The following is a 20,422-nucleotide window of genomic DNA, read 5'->3' as shown; positions in this document are numbered from 1 at the left end:
GTCAGTTCAGGATATAAATCATGAAAATTAAAGTTGTAGGTGTAGTCGGAGCAGGTGTGATGGGAATTGGGTTAGCCCAAAATCTAGCGCAAACTGGTCATCAAGTAATTTTAGTAGATATTTCTGAAGAAATTTTGGAACGTGCCAACGCACAAATCAAAAAAAACATTCGTTTTCAAGGATTTTTCAATAAAAATGAAAAAGTAGAAAATTCAGATAACATTCTGCATAAAATTAAATTTTCTACAAATTATAAATTTCTTGAAGAAGCAGAATTTGTGATTGAAAATGCTACGGAAAAGTGGGATATTAAAAAGGGGATATACGCGCAGCTTGATGCTATTTGTCCCGAAATGACTGTATTTGCAGCCAATACCTCTGCTATTTCTATTACTCGTATTGCTTCAGTCACTAAACGTGCTGACAAAGTTATTGGAATGCACTTCATGAACCCAGTACCCATGAAGCCGATGGTGGAAATGATTCGTGGGTATCACACATCCGATGAAACAATCTCGACAGCAAACGAATTGTTGTCACAGATGGGTAAAGAAAGCATCCTTGTCAATGATTCACCTGGTTTTGTTTCCAACCGAGTTCTGATGTTGACGATAAATGAATCCATTTTCTTGCTACAAGACCAAGTTGCTTCAGTGGAAGAAGTGGATAGAATTTTCAAAACTTGTTTTGGTCACAAGATGGGCCCACTAGAAACTGCTGACTTAATTGGATTAGATACGATTCTTTTCTCCATCGAAGTTTTGTATGAAAGTTTCAATGATAGCAAATACAGACCCTGTCAATTGCTAAAAAAGATGGTAGACGCCGGGTTGTATGGTCGCAAAAGTGGGCAAGGTTTTTATACTTACAATGGAGCAATTTGAAATCAAAGATTGAGACGCAATTGTTATTAAAATAAGGGAAATAAAAAATGCAAGAAATCCAAGTAAAAATCAAAGAGTTTTTATCACGTTTTTTTCGTAATCATGACTTGCAGCTAGATGAAGACATCTTTACTCTTGGTTTTGTCAATTCTATGTTTGCCATGCAACTTGTCTTATTCATTGAACAAGAATTTAAAATTACTATTGAAAATGAAGACTTAGATTTTGCAAACTTCAAAACAATAAATGCTATGACTCGTTTGATAGAAACCAAGACAAATTTAGTTCCGCAAACATAAGTTGTTGATAACTGTGAAACTTTTTATATGGAAGTCAAAAAATGAGAATCGAGTTGACTGCTCAACAAAAAGACGCTCAAGCTGAATTTAGAGCTTTCGTCAACGAAGAGATTGTTCCTTACGCGAATCACTACGACCAAGAAGAGTATACTCCTCCCAAACTCATTGAAAAGTTCGCTCATCAAGGATATTTGGGTGCCCTATTACCCAAAGATTTTGGTGGTAAAAGTATAGATATCATTACCTATGGTCTTCTGAATGAAGAAATTGGGCGGGGATGTTCTTCACTACGAAGTTTGCTCACCGTTCATAGCATGGTTGCTTATGCTTTGTGTAAATGGGGTAATAAGTCTCAAAAAGAGTATTGGCTTCCTAAGTTAGCATCTGGTGAAGTAATAGCTGCTTTCGCCTTAAGTGAACCTAACGTGGGTAGTGATGCCAAAAGTATAGAAACTACAGCGACACTTTCTGGTGATTCTTATATCTTAAATGGGCAGAAAAAGTGGATTACCTACGGACAAATTGCAGATGTTTTTTTAGTATTTGCCCAATGTTCGGGTAAACCCTCTGCTTTTTTAGTGGAAAAAAACAGCCCAGGACTTTCAATAAAACCCATTTCTGGGATGTTGGGTGTTAGAGCTTCCATGTTAGCAGAATTACATTTTCAGGATTGTCGAATTCCCCAAGAAAATTTAGTGGGCAAGTTAGGTTTTGGTTTCTCTTATGTCGCTTCTTCTGCACTGGATTACGGAAGATACAGTGTGGCATGGGGTTCTGTGGGTATTGCTCAAGCTTGTCTAGAAGCTTGTATTCAATATACAAGTGAACGCAAGCAGTTTGGTGTTTATCTTAAAGAACACCAATTGATTCGACAAATGATCACTGAAATGATAGCTAATGTAAAAGCAGCAAGATTATTGTGTTATCAAGCTGGCTATCTTAAAGAAATTGGCGATCCAACTTCGATAATCGAGACTTCAATTGCTAAATATTTTGCCTCTACAACCGCAACCAAAGTCGCCAATGATGCTGTACAAATCCACGGTGCCAATGGTTGCACAAGTGAATATTCTGTTGCTAGATATTTGCGAGATGCCAAAATCATGGAAATAATTGAAGGAAGCACGCAAATACAACAGATAACTATTGCTGATTACGGTTATCAGGAGTATATGTCACAATCTACTCTTACTGTGCCTCAAAAATTATTGGCAAGGATGTGAAAACATGATTAGTATAAAATCTGAAGTTTTAAATAACAAACAAGCTGGTCAAAAAGCTATTAAATGTGTGGTTTGGGATTTGGATAATACACTTTGGGATGGTGTGTTGTTGGAAGATGATCGCGTTTCTTTGCGAAACGAGGTAGTCGAGATTATCAAAATATTGGATAGTCGTGGCATTTTACAATCTATCGCTAGTAAAAATGATGCCGCCAAAGCAATGGCACAACTCCAAGAGTTTGAATTGCACGAATATTTTCTTTATCCCCAAATAAACTGGAACTCCAAATCTAGTTCTATTCAGGAAATTGCTCAGTCCCTCAACCTGGGTATTGATACATTTGCTTTTATAGATGACCAATTATTTGAATTAGAAGAAGTCAATTTTTCACTGCCTGAAGTTCTTTGTATTAATGTGGCTCAACTAGCAGATTTGCTAGATATGCCAGAAATGAATCCTCGTTTTATTACGAAAGATTCAAAAATAAGACGATTAATGTATATTAGTGATCTAGTTAGAAATAATTCTGAAAAAAAGTTTGTCGGCACTCAAGAAGAATTTTTAGCTACACTCAATATGACTTTTACTATCTCTTCTGCCCAAGAAGAGGATTTGCAAAGAGCCGAAGAATTAACAGTCAGAACCAACCAACTTAATACAACTGGCTATACATACTCCTATGATGAACTCAATCATTTTCGGCAATCAGACAAGCATAAACTACTAATCGCAAGTTTGGATGATAAGTACGGTAGTTACGGCAAAATTGGGTTAGTTCTTGTGGAATGCCAAGAGTTGGTATGGACTATAAAACTTTTGCTGATGTCTTGTCGTGTTATGTCCAGAGGCGTCGGCACAATTATGCTGAACTATATTATGACATTGGCTAAAAATAACAATGTTCGTTTGCGTTCTGAGTTCCTTTCTAACGATCGCAATAGAATGATGTATGTCTCTTACAAGTTTGCAGGTTTCCAGGAAATTGCCAAGAACGGAGATTTGCAAATTTTAGAAAATGAACTCACACGCCTTCAACCCTTTCCTGAATATGTAAAGGTCAATATTCTCAATTAGAAGTGCTTGTAACTTAATAGGGACATTATGGACAACACAAAAGATAAACTTTTACAACGACGGTCAAAACTTTCACTCACTCAGCGATCGCTCCTCGAAAAACGGCTGCGGGGTGAAGTTGATTCTCAATTAGAAGTTATTCCCAGACGTTCCCAAACAAGTCCTGCTCCCCTATCTTTTGCCCAACAACGGCTGTGGTTTCTTCATCAGTTAGATCCTGACAATCCTTACTATAGTGAACTAGCGTGTGTACATCTCTTGGGTGCGCTCAACGTGGATGCGTTAGAAAAAAGTCTCAACGAGATTGTGCAACGCCATGAAGCGTTACGTACTACTTTTGAAACAATTGAGGAACAAGCAGTTCAGGTGATTCATCCTGCTGTAACCGTAAAGCTGCCAGTGGTGAACTTGCACTTGATGCCAGAAGTTGAACGACAAGCACAAATCGAGCAGTTAACAACAGAGATAGCTCAAAAACCTTTTGACTTAGCAACTGCTCCGTTGCTGCGAGCTATGCTGCTACAAACAAGTGCCAAAGAATACTTGCTGCTGTTCACGATCCACCATATTGCTGTTGATGGCTGGTCTATAGGATTGTTAATCCGTGAATTAGTAGTACTCTATGAAGCCTTTTCTACAGGCAAAACATCCCCTCTTCCTGAATTACCCATTCAGTATGCAGACTTTGCTATTTGGCAGCGTCAGTGGTTGCAAGGGGAATTACAAAAGACGCAGCTTGACTATTGGAAGCAACAGTTGGCAGGTGCTGCAACCTTAGCTCTGCCCACAGATCGTCCCAGGCCACCAGTCCAAAGCTTCCAAGGCGCAGTTGCTTCTTTTGAGCTATCAGCGAGCCTAACTGATATGCTCAGGGATCTGAGCAACGCCGAAGGGGTAACCCTGTTTATGACTATGTTGGCGGCGTTTCAAGCTTTGTTGCACCGCTACACTGAGCAAGAAGATATCTGCGTTGGCTCCCCAATTGCTAACCGCAATCAAAGCCAGATTCAAGGGTTAATTGGTTTTTTTGTCAATACCCTTGTGCTGCGGACTCATCTTTCTGGTAATCCAAGTTTCTTAAAATTCCTGAATAAAGTGCGCGAAGTGTGTGTGAGTGCGTATGCTCATGCAGATATACCTTTCGAGCAATTGGTAGAAGAACTGCAACCAGATAGAAATCTCAGTCATATGTCTTTGTTTCAGGTGATGTTTGCCTGGCAGGAAGATACTCAAAAGGAACTGACACTACCTGGTTTAACTCTGAATTGGCTACCTACTCATACTCAGAGTGCTAGGTTTGATTTAACTCTGCACATAGTAGATGCAGAGCCAGAATTGAGGGGGTTATTAGAATACAACACCGACTTGTTTGATGCTGAAACTATTACTCGGATAGTAGAGAATTTCCGGACTTTGCTAGAGGGGATTGTAGCAAATCCACAAGCAAGATTATCAGATTTACCAATATTGACGGCAGATGAGTTAAATCAATTACTAGAGTGGAATAACACTGAAGTTGAATATTTTCAACAGCAATGTATTCATCAGTTGTTTGAAGCGCAAGTAGAACGCACACCCGATGCTGTAGCAGTAGTATTTGACTCGGAACAGTTAACCTACTGCGAACTTAATACCAAAGCGAATCAATTAGCACACTATTTGCAAAAGCTGGGAGTAAAACCAGAGGTATTGGTGGGAATTTGTGTAGAGCGATCGCTTTCTATGCTCATCGGACTATTAGCCATCCTCAAAGCAGGTGGTGCATATATACCGTTAGACCCTAGTTATCCTCAAGAACGCATAGTTTTTATACTAGAAGATACTCAAGCGCCAGTGTTGCTCACTCAAGCCTCGTTTGTGGAGACAATACCCCAACACAAAGCGCAAGTCATTTGTTTAGATACTGACTGGCAGAGCATTGCCCAACAAAGCAAAGAAAATTTATTCTCTGAACTAAGTACTAACAACCTAGCTTATGTCATCTACACCTCTGGTTCAACAGGCAAACCCAAAGGCGTACAAATCCCCCACAGCACTTTGAGCAACTTTTTGTACTCAATGAGGCAAACCCCAGGTTTAACTGAGGAAGATACCTTACTAGCACTCACCACTATATCCTTTGATATTGCTGCGCTAGAACTTTTCTTACCAATCATAGTAGGTGCTCGCTTGGTAATCGCCAGTCGAGAAATCGCCTCCGATGGAACGCAGTTGTCAGCAAAACTGATAGACTCAAAAGCTACAGTTATGCAAGCCACACCAGCGACTTGGCAGCTACTTCTAACAGCAGGCTGGAGTGGAAATCATCAATTAAAAATTCTCTGTGGTGGAGAAGCTTTACCCGCACACTTAGCTAATCAATTATTGCATCGGTGTGCCTCTTTGTGGAATATGTACGGCCCCACAGAAACCACCATTTGGTCAGCAGCATCTCAGATAAAAACTGATGGTAAGATTGTACCAATTAGTCACCCGATCGCGAACACACAACTTTACATTTTAGACCAACACAGCCAGTTAGTTCCTATTGGTGTAGCAGGGGAATTGCATATCGGTGGAGATGGTGTTGCACGAGGCTATTTCAAGCGCCCTGACCTAACAGCAGAAAAATTTATACCCAACCCATTTAGTAAAGAAACTACACGTCTGTATAAAACAGGAGACTTGGCACGTTATCTGCCGAATGGAGAAATAGAGTACATTGGTCGGATTGACAACCAAGTTAAAGTACGTGGTTTCCGCATTGAACTTGGAGAAATTGAAACACTCATTACACAACACCAAGGAATACAAGAAACAGTAGTTGTAGTACGCTCAGATTCAGCAGATTCTCAACGACTAGTCGCATATGTAGTTCCTCAGAAAAATCAAACACTAAGAATTACTGAACTAGGTGGCTTCCTAAAGTCAAAGTTGCCAAACTACATGGTTCCAACAGCTTTTGTCATATTGGAGACGTTACCACTAACACCTAATGGCAAAGTTGACCGGAAAGCACTGCCCGCACCTGATACAGCAAGACCAGAATTAGACAAAGAACTAGTAGCACCGCGTAATTCTGTAGAAGCCAAGCTGACTGAAATTTGGGCAGAAGTGCTTGGTGTAGAACAAGTGGGTATTTTGGATAACTTTTTCGAGTTAGGCGGGGATTCTATCCTTGCTATTGTAGTTATCACTAAAGCGAACAAAGCTGGTTTACAACTGACCGTTAAACAGTTATTTCAACATCAAACAGTTGCTGATTTGGCATCTGTAGCAGTTATAAAAAAGGTAAACCAAGCTGAACAAGGACTCATCACAGGCTTAGTCTCTCTTACACCAATACAATTTGACTTTCCAGAAGCAGACTTAAACCAACAAGACCTCGAACGGTTTTTGGGAAAAATCAACTCAGGGAGTAATAAAACAAAATGAGAGAAAATATCCAAGATATATACCCACTATCTCCAATACAGCATGGTATTCTCTTTCATGGTTTGCACGCCCCGGAAATGGGACTATACCATATGCAGTTTGTCTACACTTTTAGTGGTAATCTGAATCTTGCTGCTTTTAAATATGCTTGGCAGCAAGTCGCAAGCCGACACACAATCTTGCGTACCAGCTTCTATTGGGAAGAATTAGATAAACCATTACAAGTTGTGCATCAGCAAGTAGAAGTACCTGTAGAGTACCAGGATTGGCAGGAACTCAATCCATTAGAACAACAAGAGCGTTTAAAATCTTTTATCGACAGCGATCGCCTGCGGCGTTTTGATTTTTCCCAAGCACCTCTAATGCGTGTGGCTATAATCCAGATTCAAGAACACGCTTACTATCTTGTTTGGAGTAGCAACCTGATCATTCTAGATGGTTGGTCATATCCATTGGTATTAAATGATGTGATTGAAATTTATGAAGCATATTGTCGGGGTCAAGATCCATCCTTAGCAGAGGGCAGTTCCTTTAAAGACTACATCAAATGGTTGAAACAGCAGGATTTATCCAAAGCAGAGGAGTTTTGGCGACAACAACTCAGTGGAGTAAAAGAGCCTACTCCCCTAACTAACCTATACTCAAACAACTTGTCTAATTTAGAAGAACGCTATGAGGATATACAAATCAGTCTATCAGCAGCAACTACAAAGAATCTAGATTCATTAGCAAGACAGCATCACCTGACTATGAATACACTAGTTCAGGGAGCTTGGGCTATACTCCTTAGTAGTTACAGTGGCAAAAATGAAGTAATTTATGGCTGTACTACTTCTGGTCGTCCAGTAGATTTAGAGCGCTCGGAGTCAATGGTAGGGGAAATGGTTAATACCTTACCAGTAAACATCAAGATAGATTTGGACGAGTATTTATTATCTTGGCTTCAGCAATTACAAACTCAATTGGTAGAAGTTCGAGAGTATGAGTATTCTCCACTGGTAGATATTCAAAAGTGCAGTAAAGTACCGGGTAATGTACCATTGTTTGAGAGCTTTGTAGTGTTTGAGAACCAAAAAACAGGCAAGTTTCTGCAAGAATGGGGAAGTCTAAACATCTCTGAGCAAACTAGTTATTACAAAACAAATTATCCTCTAACTATAGTTGGGTATCCTGGCTTAGAACTGACGATTGGAATTAATTATGATTTTCGCCGCTTTGATGCTGCAACAATCATTAATATATTAGAGCATTTAAAAATATTGCTCGAAGGCATGGTGACGAATCCTAAAGTACATCTTAAGGAGTTATTGTTGCTTACGGAGCAAACACCTGATATAAAATTATTAATGTTAGACAAAGAAATGTCATTGGACTTCGATTTTGTTTTGGCCAATTAAATGGCTAAGAAATAAATCCTTAAATATCAAGGATTTTGACTTCAAAATTTATTAATGTATTTTGCAATCCCAAAAATAAAATTTTCATGAATATATTTGAGAAGCACGAATCAAACGTCAGAAGCTATTGCCGAAAATTTCCTGCTGTATTCCATCGAGCTAAAGATTCTATAGTTTATGCTGAGTCAGGCGAAGAATATATAGATTTTTTTGCTGGTGCCGGCGCTTTAAATTATGGACATAATCATGACTACATAAAACAAAAAGTCATGTCATATTTAGATGCCGATGGAATTGCCCATGCTTTAGATATGTATACTTCAGCTAAAGAGAAGTTTTTAGCCAAGTTTGATGAGGTAGTATTAAGTTCAAAAAACCTAGATTATCGCATTCAGTTTTGCGGGCCAACAGGAACAAATGCAGTTGAAGCGGCTTTAAAATTAGCGAGGAAAGTCAAACAAAGATCAGGTATATTCTCCTTTATGGGAGCATATCATGGAATGACTTTAGGTAGCTTATCGATTACTGGTAATATCGGAATCCGAGCCGGGGTAATTGGGACATCAAGTAATGTAACTTTTATGCCTTATCCCTATGGATTCATGGAAACTTTTGACACAATAGAATATATAGAAACAGTCTTAAATGATGTCAATTCGGGAATTGAAAAACCAGCAGCAATTATCTTTGAAACAGTACAGGCAGAAGGTGGAATTGTTATAGCTCCTATTGTCTGGATGCAACGACTGAGAAAGTTATGCGACAAGCATGATATTTTATTAATCTGCGATGATATTCAAGTTGGCTGCGGGCGAACAGGGTCTTTCTTTTCTTTTGAAAGAGCAGATATCGTTCCTGATATGGTAATACTCTCTAAATCTATTAGTGGGTATGGGTTTCCAATGTCGCTATTATTAATAAAACCAGATTTGGATATATGGGAACCGGGTGAGCATAGTGGTACTTTTAGGGGTAATCAGTTGGCATTTATAGGAGCAACAGCTGCTTTAGAATATAGAGAAAGTAGTAGTCTTGAAGAGCATGTCAAAACTAAAGAGCTTTTCTTGAAAAATTTTCTCACTCAAGAAATAGCATCAATTAGTGAAAAAATAGCAGTACGTGGAATTGGCATGATTTGGGGTATTGATGTTAAAAATTTTGGCGGTAACAGTTTAGCCAAAAGTATAACCTCTCGTTGTTTTGAGCTAGGTTTAATAGTTGAACTAGCAGGTAGAAATGATACCGTAATTAAAATTATGCCCCCATTGGTAATTGATATGTCTACATTACAAAAAGGTTGTTCAATTATCAAAAAAGTTTTTGATAATTGCATATCACAGTAAATTTATATATTAGTGTTTATAACTCAGCAAACAATTGGTTATTAAGGATAAGAACTATGGATCTACATCTACACTCGAATGACTTATTATCTCAAAAAATTTATTGGATAAATAAATTGTCGGGAAATTTGCCAGAAACAAATCTGATGCTGGACTATGTAAGACCTTTACTTTCTAGTGCTAATAACAAATCTCTTAGCTTTGATTTACCAAATAATTTATCTAAAGGAATCATTAAACTAACTAAAGGCTCTTACTTTTCAACGTACTGGATACTTGTATCTGCATTGAAGATATTGTTGCAAAAATATACTCGAAATAATGATGTTATTGTTGGAATACCTATATACGAGGAAATTAGTACAAATTGCGTAAATACTAAAGTTATTCCCTTACGTACTCAAGTAAAACCTCAACTTTCATTTAAAGATTTTCTTTTTCAAGTAAAAGACGCAATTATCGGTGCTTACAACAATCAAAACTATAATTTTGATGAATTAATTAAATTGCTAGAAATACCAAAAATTCCTAATCGTTGTCCATTTTTTGATATAGTAATTTTACTAGATAATATTCATAGTAAAACTAATTTAAATCAACTCAATAATGACATAACAATTTCTTTGAAAGTTAACGGTGAAAATATTAGTGCCAATATAGAGTACAGGGAAGATTTATTTCAAAATGAAAGTATAAAATCGATGATTAGATGTTATACCAATGTCGTTGAAAGCATTATCAATAATATTGATACTAAAATATCAGATATTGTTTTATTGAAAGAACCTGATAAATATCAGTTGCTAAAATCATATAACAACAATGCTAAGGAGTACCCAGTTGAGCAAACAATAAATAAATTATTTGAGAAGCAAGTATATCAGACTCCAAACAATATAGTTGTTATTCATAAAGGAACTCAATTAACTTATCAAGAACTAAATCAAAAAGCTAATAAACTAGCTAGATTATTGCAGAGATTAGGAGTTAAAAAAGGAGAGTTTGTAGGCATTTTTAAAGACCGCGATATAAATTTCCTAGTTGCTATCCTTGCTATATACAAGGCAGGTGGAGCATATGTACCTATTGATAGTACTTATCCACAAAATCGAATTCAATATATGCTATCTAATAGCGAAGTTAGATTTGTATTAACAGATTATTTACTATTAAATGTCTTATCGTATTTAGTAGAAAATTGTTCAAAGTTATCATCTATTATTTGTTTAGATGACATCATTGTTGACAAAAGTAATCTTGCTAATAAAGTAGGATTAAAGATATATAACAAATTGGATTTTGCTCAACTGCCTAATGATAATGTAGAACATATTAATGATGCTGTAGACCCAGCTTATATGCTTTATACTTCCGGGTCTACAGGATTACCCAAGGGGGCAATTGTCAGGCATGATGGCGCAATCAATCATATTTATGCCCAAGTCGATGAGTTGGAGTTAACGCAGGATTTTTGTTTTCTGCAAAGCGCTCCTTCTTCCACAGATATTTCTGTATGGCAATTTTTGGCACCACTTTTAATAGGTGGAAAAACAGTAATTGTAGATATAGAAACCGTTGCTATTCCTGACAACCTATTTAAGGTACTGAAAGCACAAAAAATTACAGTTGTTGAATTAGTACCAGCATTATTTGTAGGCTTCCTTGAATATACTTCCCAGCTACCTAGTCATGAAAGAGAATTACCTGATTTGAAATGGATGATTGTTGGGGGTGAAACGGTATCAGTAAGTTGGGTAAATAAGTGGCTCCAAATGTATCCCGAAATCAAAATTGTTAATGTTTATGGCCCCACCGAAGCTGCTGATGATATTACCGAGTTTATTATTAACAAGCCTTTGCCAGAAAATCAGCGGACAGTTCCAATTGGTAAACCATTAGCAAACTTAAATCTCTACATTCTTGATGAGGAAATGGAACTATTACCTATTGGTGTTCCTGGAGAAATTTGTGTATCGGGAATTGGTGTAGGTGATGGTTACTGGAAAAATGAAGAAAAAACTAATTTAAGCTTTGTTCCCAATCCGTTTACAGATACTAGGAAGAACTTACCAGATAATCGTAGAGATTTAATCTATAAAACTGGAGATTTAGGAAGGTGGCTTACTGATGGGAATATAGAATTCCTCGGACGTATTGATAATCAAGTGAAGATTCGTGGCTTCCGGGTTGAGCTTGGAGAGATTGAGGCATTTTTGGGTCAACACCGAGCTGTTAGGGAAGCTGTAGTTGTATTTAGAGAAGAGAACCCTGATGATAAACGCTTAGTGGCTTATGTTGTTCCTAGCCCTGAGTTTCATCAGGATGACCCAACTAGTAGCGAACTAGTTCAACAGTTACGCGATTTACTCAAAGAAAAACTACCAGGGTATATGATACCCTCTGCTATTGTACCGCTCGAAGGATTACCTCTAAGCCCCAGTGGTAAAGTAGATCGTCGCGCATTACCTGTACCAAATTTCAAGAATGAATCTGAATTTGGCTTCGTTGCACCCCGTAATCCCGCAGAGGAGATAGTCGCTGACATCTGGAGTCAGATACTAAAGCAAGAGCATATAGGTATTCACGATAACTTCTTTGATTTAGGTGGGCACTCTTTACTCGCGACCCAAGCTATTTCCAGGTTGCGTCAAGCATTTAAGGTAGAGTTACCTTTACGCAGTTTGTTTGAAGCACCTACAGTAGCTCAACTGGTAGAACGTATCGAGAAGATGCTTACAGTCCAACAACTACAGCTTATTTCTACAGATGCATTAGACAATGACCGCGAGGAGATAGAATTATGAAAGCTATTGAAGAGTTTTTGTCTTATCTTTGCAGTCTTGATGTCAAACTCTGGGTTGAAGAGAATCGTCTACGCTGTAGCGCTCCAAAAGATGTGCTGACACCAGTTATCAAAGAAGAACTAGCTGAACGCAAAGAAGATATCCTCGCTTTCTTGGGCAATAACAGTGTAGCTTTAGTTGCTGATAAGCAGCCTATTCGCCCACTAAAACGGCAGGAAAATTTACCGCTATCATTTGCTCAACAGCGTACCTGGTTTACAGAACAATTGACACAAGTTAGTCAGGTGTTTGATGTCCCTACTATTTCATACTTAAAAGGCTCACTGAATGTAGGAGTACTGGAATGTGCCATCAATGAAATAGTGCGGCGACATGAAATACTTAGAACAAATTTTATATCAGTAGAAGGGCAACCAGTTCAAATAATTCATCCTACTTTAAGCTTATCCTTACCTGTAGTCGATTTGCAAGAATTACCAGAAGCAGAGCGGGAAATTGAAATTCAAAGGCTTATTGATAATCTCGATCCATCAGAATTATTTAACTTAACTGAAAGCCCATTGCTATTGTGTATTCTGATAAAGTTAAGTGAAGAAGAACACATCTCATTGTTATTAATCCACCACATTATTACAGATGGTTGGTCAGTGGGGATAATTAATAATGAATTAACAGCACTCTACAAAGCCTTCTCTCAGAATCAAGCTTCACCATTACCTGAATTATTTATTCAGTATGCAGACTTTGCTGTTTGGCAACGACAGTATCTACAGGGAAAAGTTCTTGACAATCTCCTCACTTACTGGAAAGAAAAGCTGAGTGGAAATTTGCCTGTCTTGCAATTACCCACAGACTATCCCCGACCAGCAATTCAGACTTTCTCAGGTAAAAGAAAATCATTTTTTCTATCCCTAGACTTAACACGAGCGTTAAGGACACTTAGCCGCAATGAAGATGCGACTCTCTTCATGACCTTATTAGCGGGGTTTAAGATATTACTACATCGCTACAGTGGTCAGAACGATATCTTAGTTGGTTCACCCATCGCTAATCGTAATCAGGACTATATTGAACAACTAATTGGCTTTTTTGTCAACACCCTTGTGTTACGTACTAATTTGAGTGGTAATCCTAGTTTTCAAGAATTGCTGAGGCGTATACGTGAAACAACTTTAGGAGCTTATAATTACCAAGATATGCCTTTTGAGTTGTTAGTAGATAAGCTGCAACTACAGCGAAATTTGAGTTACACACCTCTATTTCAAGTGATGTTTGTGCTTCATAATGCACCAATATCTGATATAGAGATGCCTGGTTTAACTTTCGGGTCTGTGGAAACTGACAGTAATCGCGATATCATGTTTGATTTAATACTCCATATTACAGAAACAGAGGAGGGACTGGATGGAGCTTTAGATTATAATACTGATTTGTTTGATGAAAATACAATATGTCGGATGGCGGCTCATTTGCAAACTTTGCTTGAAGGAATTGTTGCGAATCCGCAGCAGCGTTTGTCGGAGTTACCATTGTTGAGTGAATCTGAGCAACATCAATTACTCAAACAGTGGAATGATACAGAGGTTGAATATCCTCAACAACAATGTATCCATGAATTATTTGAAACGCAGGTGCAAAAAACACCTGATGCTGTAGCAGTTGTGTTTGAAGATGAGCAATTAACCTACTATGAACTAAATACTAGAGCAAATCAACTAGCTCATTATTTGCGCTCACTGGGAGTAAAACCAGAGGTATTGGTGGGAATTTGTGTAGAGCGATCGCTTTCTATGCTCATCGGACTATTAGCCATCCTCAAAGCAGGTGGTGCATATATACCGTTAGACCCTAGTTATCCTCAAGAACGCATAGTTTTTATACTAGAAGATACTCAAGCGCCAGTGTTGCTCACTCAAGCCTCGTTTGTGGAGACAATACCCCAACACAAAGCGCAAGTCATTTGTTTAGATACTGACTGGCAGAGCATTGCCCAACAAAGCAAAGAAAATTTATTCTCTGAACTAAGTACTAACAACCTAGCTTATGTCATCTACACCTCTGGTTCAACAGGCAAACCCAAAGGCGTACAAATCCCCCACAGCACTTTGAGCAACTTTTTGTACTCAATGAGGCAAACCCCAGGTTTAACTGAGGAAGATACCTTACTAGCACTCACCACTATATCCTTTGATATTGCTGCGCTAGAACTTTTCTTACCAATCATAGTAGGTGCTCGCTTGGTAATCGCCAGTCGAGAAATCGCCTCCGATGGAACGCAGTTGTCAGCAAAACTGATAGACTCAAAAGCTACAGTTATGCAAGCCACACCAGCGACTTGGCAGCTACTTCTAACAGCAGGCTGGAGTGGAAATCATCAATTAAAAATTCTCTGTGGTGGAGAAGCTTTACCCGCACACTTAGCTAATCAATTATTGCATCGGTGTGCCTCTTTGTGGAATATGTACGGCCTCACAGAAACCACCATTTGGTCAGCAGCATCTCAGATAAAAACTGATGGTAAGATTGTACCAATTAGTCACCCGATCGCGAACACACAACTTTACATTTTAGACCAACACAGCCAGTTAGTTCCTATTGGTGTAGCAGGGGAATTGCATATCGGTGGAGATGGTGTTGCACGAGGCTATTTCAAGCGCCCTGACCTAACAGCAGAAAAATTTATACCCAACCCATTTAGTAAAGAAACTACACGTCTGTATAAAACAGGAGACTTGGCACGTTATCTGCCGAATGGAGAAATAGAGTACATTGGTCGGATTGACAACCAAGTTAAAGTACGTGGTTTCCGCATTGAACTTGGAGAAATTGAAACACTCATTACACAACACCAAGGAATACAAGAAACAGTAGTTGTAGTACGCTCAGATTCAGCAGATTCTCAACGACTAGTTGCATATATAGTTCCTCAGAAAAATCAAACACTAAGAATTACTGAACTAGGTGGCTTCCTAAAATCAAAGTTGCCAAACTACATGGTTCCAACAGCTTTTGTCATATTGGAGACGTTACCACTAACACCTAATGGCAAAGTTGACCGGAAAGCACTGCCCGCACCAGAATTAACACAGCTATCATCACCCAATTATATTCCGCCTGCCACACCAATAGAAAATTTATTAGCAGGGATTTGGGCAGAAATACTGGGACTTAACAAAGTAGGTATTCATGATAATTTCTTTGAATTAGGCGGTCACTCATTAATCGCCACTCGCGTCATGTCCCAAATCCGGCAAGTATTTCAAATAGAACTGCCTTTACGTTGTTTATTTGAAAAACCGACAATCGCAGAGTTAGCCAAAGAAATTGAAGCAGCCAACAAAGCAGGCTTAGGACTTGCAACAACAAAGATTGAGCCAATTGAGCGATCGCCACAATTACCGCTATCATTTGCTCAACAGAGGTTATGGTTCCTAGCTCAATTAGAGCCAGACAGTCCCTTCTACAACATACCTGCGGCTGTTCGCCTGAAAGGAGAATTAAACATCAAGGCGCTACAACAAACTTTCAACGAAATTCTGAGCCGCCACGAAGCATTGAGAACCAATTTCCAGACAGTTGAAGGGCAAGCAATAGCTGTGATCTCTGAAACAAAGCCCTTAAGATTACCAACAATCGACATTAGCGAACTATCTTTAGATAAACAAGAAGTTGAAATCAGGCAACAGGCTGCACAAGAAGCACAACAACCCTTTGACATTAGCAGCGATTATTTACTAAGAGTAAAACTATTACGTCTCGATGCACAAGAACACATTGTACTACTGACGATGCACCACATTGCTTCTGATGGTTGGTCAATCGGCGTACTGGTGCAAGAGTTGGCAACACTTTATCCAGCCTTCTGTAATGAAAAATTATCACCCTTAACTGAACTACCGATACAATATGTAGACTTCGCTGCTTGGCAACGACGATGGCTGCAAGCAGAAGTACTCTCAACTCAAATATCTTATTGGCGAAAACAGTTAGAAAATGCGCCCAAAGTATTAGAGTTACCCACTGATTATTCCAGACCAGCAATTCAGACATTCCGGGGTGCAACTTACTCATTTAATTTATCTAAGGAACTCTCTGTTTCTCTGAATAAATTAAGCCAGCAGCAGGGGAGTACCTTATTCATGACTCTGCTAGCAGCTTTCCAAACACTGCTATGGCGCTACACAGGGCAAGAAGATATTGTGGTTGGTTCACCCATTGCTAACCGTAATCGAGCAGAGATAGAAGGGTTAATTGGTTTTTTTGTCAATACTTTGGTGTTGAGAACCAATTTGGCTAGAAATCCCAGCTTTGAGGAGCTACTCAAACGGTTGCGGGAAGTAGCATTGGGAGCTTATGCACATCAAGATTTACCGTTTGAGTTGTTAGTTGAACAAATACAACCACAGCGAGATTTAAGCCATACACCACTATTTCAAGTGATGTTTGTGCTTCAGAATGCACCGATTGTCTTGGAGTTGCCTGGTTTGACTTTGAGTCATGTGGAAAGTGATAGTCATACTGCTAAATTTGATTTGACCCTATTCATCACAGAAACCGAGTCAGGATTAGTTGGGAATTTAGAATACAATACTGATTTATTTGCCCAAACTTCCATACAAAGAATGGCGGCTCATTTGCAAATGTTGCTGTCTGGAATTGTTGCGAATCCACAGCAGCGTTTGTCGGAATTACCACTGTTAAGTGAATCTGAGCAGCATCAATTACTACTGGAGTGGAATAATACAGAAGTTGAGTATCCTCAACAACAATGTATCCATGAATTATTTGAAGCGCAGGTAGAGAAAACACCTGATGCGATCGCAGTCGTTTTTGAAGACCAACAGTTGAGCTATCGGGAACTGAACGCCAAAGCAAATCAACTGGCGCATTACTTACGATCACTGGGAGTAAAACCAGAGGTATTGGTGGGAATTTGTGTAGAGCGATCGCTCTCTATGGTGGTTGCAATATTAGCCATCCTCAAAGCAGGTGGTGCTTACGTACCACTAGATCCTAGCTATCCCAAAGAACGCTTGGCTTATATGTTGGAAGACTCTCGACCAGGTGTATTGTTAACACAACAGAACTTAGTAGAAAGTATACCAATTAACAAAGCTCAAGTAATTTGCATCGATAGCGACTGGGAACTAATCGCTGATGAAAACAGAGAAAATCCTGAATGCAACATCACAGTTGAGAGCCTTGCTTACGTCATTTACACCTCTGGTTCCACAGGAAAACCCAAAGGTGCAATGAACACCCATCAGGGAATTTGCAATCGCTTACTGTGGATGCAGGATACCTACCAATTAACAGCAGCAGATAGTGTTTTGCAAAAAACGCCCTTCAGTTTCGACGTATCTGTGTGGGAATTTTTCTGGACGTTGATGACGGGTGCGCGATTAGTAGTAGCTCAACCAGAAGGTCATCGAGATCCCAACTACATAGTTAACTTAATTCTACAGCAGCAAATTACGACCTTACATTTTGTGCCATCAATGCTGCAAGCATTCTTGTCAGCAGAAGGATTAGAAAGATGTCAGTCTTTGGTAAGAGTCATAGCCAGTGGTGAAGCGTTAACAGTCCAACTACAACAGAGCTTTTTTAATCGACTTGATGCCCAATTGTATAATCTTTATGGTCCTACTGAAGCAGCCGTAGATGTGACTTTTTGGCAGTGTCAAGATAGTTTTAGCAACCAAAAAACAGTTCCGATTGGGCGACCAATAGCAAATATTCAAATTTATTTACTTGATAAGTATTTCAATCCTGTTTCTATAGGTGTAGCAGGTGAAGTTTATATTGGTGGTGTGGGAGTAGGTAGGGGTTACTTAAACCGTCCCGATTTGACAGCAGAAAAATTTATTGCCAATCCTTTTAGTGATAAAGCAGCAGCACGTCTGTACAAAACTGGAGATTTAGCACGCTATCTGCCGAATGGAGAAATAGAGTACATTGGTCGGATTGACCACCAGGTAAAAATACGTGGTTTCCGCATTGAACTAGGAGAAATTGAAGCGCTCATTACTCAACACCCCGTAGTCCGAGAAACTGTAGTTGCAGTTTATTGTTCACAAGCAGATTCTCAACGGATAGTCGCCTATGTAGTTCCACAAAAAGAGCAAACACTGCTAATTCCTGAACTACGTGTCTTTTTGGAGTCAAAGTTGCCAAATTACATGATACCAGCAGCTTTTGTCAAATTAGAAGCACTACCACTCACACCCAATGGTAAAGTTGACCGTAAGGCATTACCTGCACCTGACACAGTGCCTCCAGAACTAGAAAAAGCTTTCATCGCACCTCAGACGACCATTGAAAAACAATTGGCTGTTATCTGGTCACAGGTACTAGGTTTAGAAAAAATAGGTATAAACGACAACTTTTTTGAATTAGGAGGGGATTCTATCCTCAGCCTTCAAATAATATCCAAAGCCGACCAAGCAGGACTGCACTTAACTCCTAAGCAATTATTTCAACACCAAACCATAGCAAAACTAGCCGCTGTAGGTGGTACAAGTCAGAAAATTTCAGCAGAACAAAACTTAATCACTGGTTCGCTAGAGTTAACACCTATTGAGCATTGGTTTTTTGAACAAGAGCAACCAGAACCACACTACTGGAATCAAGCGGTAATGCTAGAAGTTAAAGAGCGCATTAACCCTGTAGCTTTAGAAAAGGTAGTACAATTTTTACAAAAGCATCATGATGCGCTACGTTCACGATTTATAAAAAATGAATTAGGTCTTCAAGCGATTATAGTCAGTCCTGACAATTTAATACCAACAATATATTTAGACTTGTCAGCACTACCAAAAGATCAACAAGTGGTACAGATGGAAGAAATGTCAGTTCAGCTACAAGCCAGCTTGAACTTGACACAAGGACCATTATTCCGAATTGCTCTTTTTGACCTGGGTATTAATCAACCAAGTCGCTTACTTTGGGTGATTCATCACTTAGTTGTTGATGGAGTTTCTTGGCGAATTTTAATAGAAGATTTTCAAACAGCTTACGAGCAAATTTGTCAGGACAAAGCACTACAACTGCCACTTAAAACAACTTCTGTCAAGCAGTGGTCTAGTTATTTACAAGAATATGCACAATTGCCTGCATTGCATTCGGAGCTAGAATACTGGCTGACAATACAGCAGCAACCTGTTAGGTCTATACCCATAGATTTTAACTATGGGAACAATCTAGAAAAATCAGCTTGTACTTTGACTGTATCGCTGAGTGAACAAGAAACTCAAGTTTTATTACAACAAGTGCCAGCAGTTTATCAGACGCAAATTAATGATGTGTTGTTAACTGCACTTGTACAAACATTTAGCCAATGGACAGGAGAAACTTCATTACTAATTGACTTAGAAGGGCATGGTCGAGAAGAACTATTCGAGGATGTAGATTTATCGAGGACTGTGGGTTGGTTCACAACTATCTTCCCGGTACATCTGAGTCTTGACAGTGCTTTCGACTCACCAGGAAAAGCCCTCAAATCAATTAAAGAGCAGTTAAGAGCGATTCCAAATCGAGGTATTGGTTATGGAGTGTTGCGCTATCTCAGCAAAGATATGGAAATTAGGGAACGAATCAGTCGTTTGCCGAAAGCTGAAGTGGTTTTTAATTATCTAGGACAGTTTGACCAAGTTTTACCACAATCGTCTTTATTTGGCTTTGCTACCGAATCGAGTGGTTCCAGTCGTAATTTGCGAAGTCAACGAACTCACTTGCTGGAAGTTAACGGCGGTATTTCTCAAGGACGCCTGGAAATGAACTGGACTTACAGCAATCAGTTGCATAGTCAATCCACGGTTGAAACTTTTGCTCAAAGCTTTATTGAGGCATTACGATCGCTGATTACTCATTGCCAATCTTCTGATGCAGGAGGTTTTACCCCTTCCGATTTCGCTGAGTTTCAGCAAAGCCAATGGGAGCAAACCGATCTTGATGCCATTACAGCAGCTATAGGAGATATTTGAC

The 20,422-nt window shown here is 39.0% G+C and carries 9 protein-coding genes; all 9 read left to right on the top strand.

Translation table 11 applies throughout. The features are described from left to right. The first annotated feature begins 20 nt into the window (after positions 1-20). The 9 genes from LC653_RS19965 to LC653_RS19925 all read left to right on the top strand — a co-directional run bounded on the left by LC653_RS19965 (position 21) and on the right by LC653_RS19925 (position 20,421). Positions 21-884, top strand: a complete 864-nt coding sequence (locus LC653_RS19965) for a 3-hydroxyacyl-CoA dehydrogenase family protein (protein WP_229496452.1) — start codon at positions 21-23, stop codon at positions 882-884. A 47-nt stretch (positions 885-931) separates the two neighbouring features. After that, positions 932-1,183 (top strand): acyl carrier protein, encoded by a 252-nt coding sequence (locus tag LC653_RS19960; protein ID WP_229496451.1) that lies wholly within the window; start codon positions 932-934, stop codon positions 1,181-1,183. Positions 1,184-1,224: 41 nt separating this feature from the next. Then, the gene (locus tag LC653_RS19955; RefSeq protein ID WP_229496449.1) at positions 1,225-2,406 is read left to right on the top strand and encodes an acyl-CoA dehydrogenase family protein; all 1,182 of its coding nucleotides are present in this window, start codon (positions 1,225-1,227) and stop codon (positions 2,404-2,406) included. A 4-nt stretch (positions 2,407-2,410) separates the two neighbouring features. Next, the gene (locus LC653_RS19950; RefSeq protein WP_229496447.1) at positions 2,411-3,481 is read left to right on the top strand and encodes an HAD-IIIC family phosphatase; all 1,071 of its coding nucleotides are present in this window, start codon (positions 2,411-2,413) and stop codon (positions 3,479-3,481) included. Between the two features lie 27 nt (positions 3,482-3,508). Further along, positions 3,509-6,895, top strand: a complete 3,387-nt coding sequence (locus LC653_RS19945; RefSeq protein WP_229496445.1) for a non-ribosomal peptide synthetase — start codon at positions 3,509-3,511, stop codon at positions 6,893-6,895. Next, positions 6,892-8,292: a condensation domain-containing protein gene (locus LC653_RS19940; protein ID WP_229496442.1), complete on the top strand. Its 1,401-nt coding sequence runs from the start codon at positions 6,892-6,894 to the stop codon at positions 8,290-8,292. Before LC653_RS19945 ends, LC653_RS19940 begins: the two co-directional genes overlap by 4 nt. A gap of 86 nt (positions 8,293-8,378) precedes the next feature. Further along, positions 8,379-9,635, top strand: coding sequence for a diaminobutyrate--2-oxoglutarate transaminase (gene ectB / locus LC653_RS19935; RefSeq protein ID WP_229496485.1), 1,257 nt, complete (start codon positions 8,379-8,381; stop codon positions 9,633-9,635). A 56-nt stretch (positions 9,636-9,691) separates the two neighbouring features. Next, positions 9,692-12,439: a non-ribosomal peptide synthetase gene (locus tag LC653_RS19930; protein WP_229496440.1), complete on the top strand. Its 2,748-nt coding sequence runs from the start codon at positions 9,692-9,694 to the stop codon at positions 12,437-12,439. Then, positions 12,436-20,421 (top strand): non-ribosomal peptide synthetase, encoded by a 7,986-nt coding sequence (locus LC653_RS19925; RefSeq protein ID WP_229496438.1) that lies wholly within the window; start codon positions 12,436-12,438, stop codon positions 20,419-20,421. The genes LC653_RS19930 and LC653_RS19925 overlap by 4 nt, the downstream gene beginning before the upstream one ends. Position 20,422: the final 1 nt, after the last annotated feature.

This window comes from Nostoc mirabile CHAB5784 (assembly GCF_020829645.1).
Classification (GTDB): Bacteria; Cyanobacteriota; Cyanobacteriia; order Cyanobacteriales; family Nostocaceae; genus Nostoc; species Nostoc mirabile.
This window is presented reverse-complemented; position numbering and strand designations above follow the sequence as displayed.

What these genes read in the sequence shown, in the direction of transcription:
- LC653_RS19965 (WP_229496452.1), top strand. Translation starts at nt 21, where the DNA reads ATGAAAATTAAAGTTGTAGGTGTAGTCGGAGCAGGTGTGATGGGAATT.
- LC653_RS19960 (WP_229496451.1), top strand. Translation starts at nt 932, where the DNA reads ATGCAAGAAATCCAAGTAAAAATCAAAGAGTTTTTATCACGTTTTTTT.
- LC653_RS19955 (WP_229496449.1), top strand. Translation starts at nt 1,225, where the DNA reads ATGAGAATCGAGTTGACTGCTCAACAAAAAGACGCTCAAGCTGAATTT.
- LC653_RS19950 (WP_229496447.1), top strand. Translation starts at nt 2,411, where the DNA reads ATGATTAGTATAAAATCTGAAGTTTTAAATAACAAACAAGCTGGTCAA.
- LC653_RS19945 (WP_229496445.1), top strand. Translation starts at nt 3,509, where the DNA reads ATGGACAACACAAAAGATAAACTTTTACAACGACGGTCAAAACTTTCA.
- LC653_RS19940 (WP_229496442.1), top strand. Translation starts at nt 6,892, where the DNA reads ATGAGAGAAAATATCCAAGATATATACCCACTATCTCCAATACAGCAT.
- ectB (WP_229496485.1), top strand. Translation starts at nt 8,379, where the DNA reads ATGAATATATTTGAGAAGCACGAATCAAACGTCAGAAGCTATTGCCGA.
- LC653_RS19930 (WP_229496440.1), top strand. Translation starts at nt 9,692, where the DNA reads ATGGATCTACATCTACACTCGAATGACTTATTATCTCAAAAAATTTAT.
- LC653_RS19925 (WP_229496438.1), top strand. Translation starts at nt 12,436, where the DNA reads ATGAAAGCTATTGAAGAGTTTTTGTCTTATCTTTGCAGTCTTGATGTC.